We start from the raw sequence: 518 nt of genomic DNA, 5'->3' as shown, positions 1-518 counted from the left end.
AGCGCCCAGAAAAGATCCTCGTTTTCTGTTTCACTGGCAAGCAATTGGCGTCCGTCGGCAGTAACGACGTTAGCAGAGACTAAGTTATCTATCGTCATACCGTATTTACGGCTCAACCAACCAAAACCACCACCTAAAGTAAGACCAGCAATACCAGTGGTAGAGTTAATTCCTACCGGGGTCGCTAACCCGTGTTTTTGAGTGGCTTCGTCTAAGTCGCCTAAGGTACAGCCCGGCTCAACAAACGCTCTCTTGGCATTTTCATCAACTCGGACTTGGGTAAGGAGCGACAGGTCGATCATGACCCCATTATCACAGACAGCGTTGCCCGCAATATTGTGTCCCCCACCTCGTACAGAAAGTAGCTGACCATTGTCTCGCGCAAAGTTAACCGCCATCACAACGTCATCTGTCGACTTACAGCGAGCAATCAAACTCGACTTGCGATCAATCATGCCATTCCAGATTTGGCGAACTTCATCGTAATTAGAATCGGTAGGTAAAACGACGTCACCTTG

Annotated in this window: 1 protein-coding gene; it reads right to left on the bottom strand. The window is 48.6% G+C overall.

Annotation, left to right across the window (positions count from 1 at the left end):
• The coding region (locus tag R7Z49_RS27580) for an FAD-dependent oxidoreductase (RefSeq protein ID WP_318112845.1) at nt 1-518 on the bottom strand (518 nt) is incomplete at both ends.

The organism is Vibrio sp. 1562 (genome assembly GCF_033340155.1).
GTDB lineage: Bacteria > Pseudomonadota > Gammaproteobacteria > Enterobacterales > Vibrionaceae > Vibrio > Vibrio alginolyticus.
Note: the sequence above shows the minus strand (reverse complement) of the source record. Positions and strands in the feature narration are given on the sequence as shown.